This window comes from Vibrio sp. V42_P2S4T144 (assembly GCF_009904715.1).
GTDB classification, from domain to species: domain Bacteria; phylum Pseudomonadota; class Gammaproteobacteria; order Enterobacterales; family Vibrionaceae; genus Vibrio; species Vibrio alginolyticus.
Genome location: NZ_WXWS01000128.1, coordinates 1 through 4,555, shown reverse-complemented (window position 1 = coordinate 4,555; position 4,555 = coordinate 1). Strand labels below are relative to the sequence as shown.

At 43.7% G+C, this 4,555-nt stretch carries 5 protein-coding genes; 4 read left to right on the top strand and 1 reads right to left on the bottom strand.

Translation table 11 applies throughout. The features are described from left to right. The 3 genes from CAG68_RS04245 to purT all read left to right on the top strand — a co-directional run. On the top strand, positions 1 to 154 hold a 154-nt coding region (locus CAG68_RS04245; protein ID WP_202599841.1), incomplete at its 5' end, for an LrgB family protein. A 431-nt stretch (positions 155 to 585) separates the two neighbouring features. Beyond that, positions 586 to 1,473, top strand: a complete 888-nt coding sequence (gene cdd, locus CAG68_RS04240) for a cytidine deaminase (protein WP_005377892.1) — start codon at positions 586 to 588, stop codon at positions 1,471 to 1,473. A gap of 143 nt (positions 1,474 to 1,616) precedes the next feature. Further along, the gene (purT, locus tag CAG68_RS04235; RefSeq protein ID WP_054728706.1) at positions 1,617 to 2,792 is read left to right on the top strand and encodes a formate-dependent phosphoribosylglycinamide formyltransferase; all 1,176 of its coding nucleotides are present in this window, start codon (positions 1,617 to 1,619) and stop codon (positions 2,790 to 2,792) included. 72 nt (positions 2,793 to 2,864) lie between these two features. Here purT and CAG68_RS04230 read toward each other — a convergent pair whose 3' ends face one another. Continuing rightward, the gene (locus CAG68_RS04230; RefSeq protein ID WP_021707633.1) at positions 2,865 to 3,515 is read right to left on the bottom strand and encodes a thiopurine S-methyltransferase; all 651 of its coding nucleotides are present in this window, start codon (positions 3,513 to 3,515) and stop codon (positions 2,865 to 2,867) included. 315 nt (positions 3,516 to 3,830) lie between these two features. Between CAG68_RS04230 and CAG68_RS04225 the strand changes: the two genes are divergently transcribed. Then, a partial coding sequence (locus tag CAG68_RS04225) for a phosphoribosylglycinamide formyltransferase (RefSeq protein ID WP_161440819.1) occupies positions 3,831 to 4,555 on the top strand: 725 nt, incomplete at its 3' end.

The window sequence follows — 4,555 nt, the reverse complement described above, 5'->3', positions numbered from 1 at the left end:
GGGTACAGTCTCTCATGCCTTAGGCACCGCTACTTGTGCAGAGAAACAGCCCATAGATGCCGCGTTCTCATCACTCGCATTGGTTTTATGTGGGATCATAACTTCTATTTTGGCTCCAAGTTTTTTTGCTTTGGCGGTCTGGCTATATCAATAGTTAAGCGCTCTCGGTCTGCCCTCCTTCCGGCAGGCCGTAGCCTTTCCGTTTCTTACTTATCCCTTTTCAAAACCCTATCTTATCTATCAAACTCACCCAGTAATATCGTGAAGGGACTTGACTGAGATATACATTCATAGCATTAGCATTCTAGCTGCTACCACTCGCTCTAGATTACGTAAGTATAAAGTAGCATAGCGGTAAAAGTCGCGTTGGTAACATACTCCTGCTCCTTGGTCATATGAATATATACTGATATGGTTAATTGTGAGACGGAGATAACGCTTCACACCTGTGCAATCGAATACATGTGTGAGCTCACTCTAATTATGTAACAGAATTATCAATTGCATTATTTATCGTGATCTAACGCACGGAACATTTCTATCTTTCACATAGAATAACTGTCCATGCAATAACAAGGATTCAACATGAAAAGTCGCATTGAACAGGCGCTAGCAGGCGCTCCAGAAGCACTTTCCAAACAACTTGCTCCTATCATCCAAGCTGATGATTTTGATGCTACGCTTTCAGTTCAACAATTTGAGCAGTTGCTTTCAGCTACCGGTCTATCAGACAAAGAGCTTCGTGTTGCGCTACTTCCTTTTGCCGCAGCGTACTCCTATGCTCCCCTTTCTGACTTTTATGTCGGCGCTATCGTTCGTGGTCTTTCAGGTCGCCTTTACTTCGGTGCCAACATGGAATTCTTTGGTGTACAGTTGGGTCAAACGGTTCACGCAGAGCAGTCTGCGATTAGCCATGCTTGGATGAAAGGCGAACGTGGTGTTAAGGATATCACTATCAACTTCAGCCCATGTGGTCACTGCCGCCAGTTCATGAATGAGTTATCTACCGCAAACGAGCTTAAAATCCAGCTCCCAGAACGCGAAGAAAAGTCACTTCATGAATACCTGCCTGAAGCCTTTGGACCAAACGATCTCGGTATCGAGTCCGGCTTAATGGCAGAAGTTAAACACCAATTCTCATGTGATGATGAAGACGCACTCATCCAAAGTGCAGTTGAAGCGATGAACATGAGCCACTCTCCATACACCAACAACTTGAGTGGTTTAGCATTAGAGATGACTAGCGGCCGTGTATTCCAAGGCGCTTATGCAGAAAATGCAGCGTTTAATCCTAGCTTGCCACCGCTACAAGTTGCGCTAATCCAAGTTTTACTTGCGGGTGAAACCTTTGACAGCATCAAAGCCGCTGCATTGGTAGAAAACTCTGAAGGTAAGATCAGTCACTTAGCCGATACGCAATCAACGTTGGAAGCGTTGAATCCAGATATTCCGCTTAGTTTTGTCAACGTATAAACGACAAATTCAACAAAAAGCTCTACAACATGTAGAGCTTTTTTATTACCTAAAAACCGAAAGCAAACGTTTGCTTTGTCATGAAACTTCAGTATGATCTCCTGCAATTTCTGTCTCATCACTCTATTTTGTAAGGGAACACTATGTTTGGCACTGCAACTAGCGCAAATGCTACCCGTGTATTACTTTTAGGTTCTGGCGAACTCGGTAAAGAAGTCGCCATTGAATGCCAGAGACTTGGTTTAGAAGTGATTGCTTGTGATCGCTATGCCAATGCTCCAGCGATGCAAGTCGCTCACCGTAGTTATGTTATCGACATGTTAGATGGGAACGCCTTAGAAGAAGTTATTACGAAGGAACAACCTACTTACGTCGTACCAGAAATTGAAGCCATCGCAACCGGCAAACTGGTAGAGCTTGAAGAGAAAGGACTGAATGTTGTTCCAACCGCTAAGGCAACCAGGCTAACAATGAATCGTGAAGGTATCCGACGTTTGGCAGCAGAAGAACTGGAATTGACGACTTCACCTTATCGTTTTGCAGATAACTTTGAAGACTTCAAAGCCGCGGTTGAGCATGTGGGTATTCCGTGCGTGGTGAAGCCTGTGATGAGCTCTTCAGGTAAAGGGCAAAGTGTTATCAAGACCGAAGACGACGTTACAAAAGCATGGGATTACACTCAGGAAGGCGGGCGTACGGGTGCAGGTCGCGTTATCGTGGAAGGTTTTATCGACTTCGATTACGAAATCACTTTATTGACCATCAGAGCCGTTGACGGTGTGCATTTCTGTGCTCCAATTGGTCATCGTCAGGAAGATGGCGACTACCGCGAATCATGGCAACCGCAAACTATGTCAGAAAACGCAGTAAAAGCAGCTGAATACACGGCTGAGAAAGTGGTAAACGCGCTCGGTGGCTACGGCATCTTTGGTGTAGAGCTATTTGTTAAAGGCGATAAAGTCATTTTCAATGAGGTCTCTCCTCGCCCTCACGATACGGGTATGGTTACAATGATTTCACAGGAAATGTCTGAGTTTGCTCTCCACGTGCGCGCGTTTACCGGAATGCCAATTAATAATATTGTGCAATATGGCCCATCTGCGTCTGCTGTTATTCTTGGACAAGGGACTTCCACAAACATTCGCTTTGAAAACCTAAGCAAAGCTTTAGCTCAACCTCAAACACAAGTTCGTCTATTCGGTAAGCCAGAAATCGATGGTCGCCGCCGTTTAGGTGTTGTCCTTACGCGACGAAAAACCACCGAAGAAGCCGTTCAAGATGCTGTTGAAAGTGCTTCAAAAGTGAATATCATTTATTAAATACGAACCACTCATACAAAAATAGCGCAGCTCAAATTGCTGCGCTATTTCGTGTTCCAAACCGAAGAGAGCCTATTCACTCTCGATTAAGTACACTTCTTCAGAGAAGCGACTTAAGCCTTTTTTCGCAATTTTAGGATGATTCTCGTCAGCTTCATCTACGTTCAAACAAGTAACTTTGTAACCTGAAAATAACTGCTCTATCTCTTCGACCGGCACGCTAAATGGAGGCCCCGCCATCTCTTCTTGAGGATAGTTGAGTGTGACAAGCAAAATACGACCGCCTGGGTTCAGCAGTTGCTTGAGACGCTCTACATACTCCTCTCGCATATCTTGCGGTAAAGCAACCAACGCGGCGCGATCATAAATGATATCGGCTTGAGATACTGGTGCAGTGAAAAAGTCCCCAGTATAAATAGAGAGCTCATCAAATTGATAAAGCTCGTGCATGCCATTAAGAGGCGTTACCGTTGGCGTGTAAAAATGTTCAGCAAAAAAGGCACGCACAGCAATATGGCTTAGCTCAACACCTTCAACCGAATCATGCTTCATCGCTAGCCAAATCAAGTCTTCTGACTTTCCACATAAAGGAACTAACACTTTATCTTCACGCTTTGGATTAGTGTGTTTCCAATATACTGGTAATAGCGGGTTTACATCTTCCAAGTGAAATCCGATTTGATTGCTGGCCCATTTGTTATGCCAAAATTCTTGGTCTCTCATTTTACTTTCTACTTGTCGGCTGTTTTCATTTTGAGAGGTAAGACTAACGTTTTTTTTCAATTTGTCTATGCCGTTCATCTTTGGTTAATACTGCGGTGATAGGATGTAATCGGTCTCATAGGAGACGCGCCTTTATCTGATAATCAGAATAAAGAAAAGAGAAATGGTGATCTAACGCACGATTCTACTTCAAGATAAAACTGAAACCTTGGAATCTTTCGTAATGGCCCCATTTATAAGTTAGTACCTGATTTGCCGAACTTAGCGACCTTTATGTTCCCTATTTTCTAAGTACAAGCAAGTTAAGGAGAGTGAATGAGCTTATTTCTTCGTACTACAGCATTGATGCTTTTGGTACTTAGCCGTGCACCGGCATTTGCCGCACTTCCAATTACCCCTGCGCCTAATGGCGAACAAAATCGTTCAACCAGCCAAAACGAAGTTTGTGCGAAACTTTTTAAACACAGCCTTAGCGGTTTATATGGCATTCAGTCAATCGACACCACACCAACTCAGCCATATTCTGACTTCGACATCCTTTACAGCAAAGCTCACCAAGCACAATTTGAACTTGAAACTATCTGTAAGAGTACCGCACTTCTTAATGACGCTCAGCCATACTTCGCAGGCGTGAAATCCAAACAACGAGCAGAAGAAAAGATAGCTTTAGAGTTAGATGGGAAAGTTGAACGTATTACTGACCTAGCACGTGCAACGATTGTAGCTGAAGACGTCGCGAGCTTAGTCTCCATTTATGAAACGTTAGAGCGTGAAACAACTATTGTGAAAGTAAAAAATCGATTCAAAAAACCTGGCCCTTCAGGATATAGAGACTTGAACTTGCTCGTTCGTTTACCAAAAACAAACCTAGTAGCCGAAGTTCAACTGCACTTGAAAGCAATCGCAGATGTAAAAAGCGGTCCCGAACACGACCTATACGAAAAAATCCAGAAACTAGAACGTCAAGCGATGTTGGAAAAACGTGAGCTAAGCGAAATAGAGCTTGCCTCTATTCGCAACATGCGTACACAGTCTAAGAA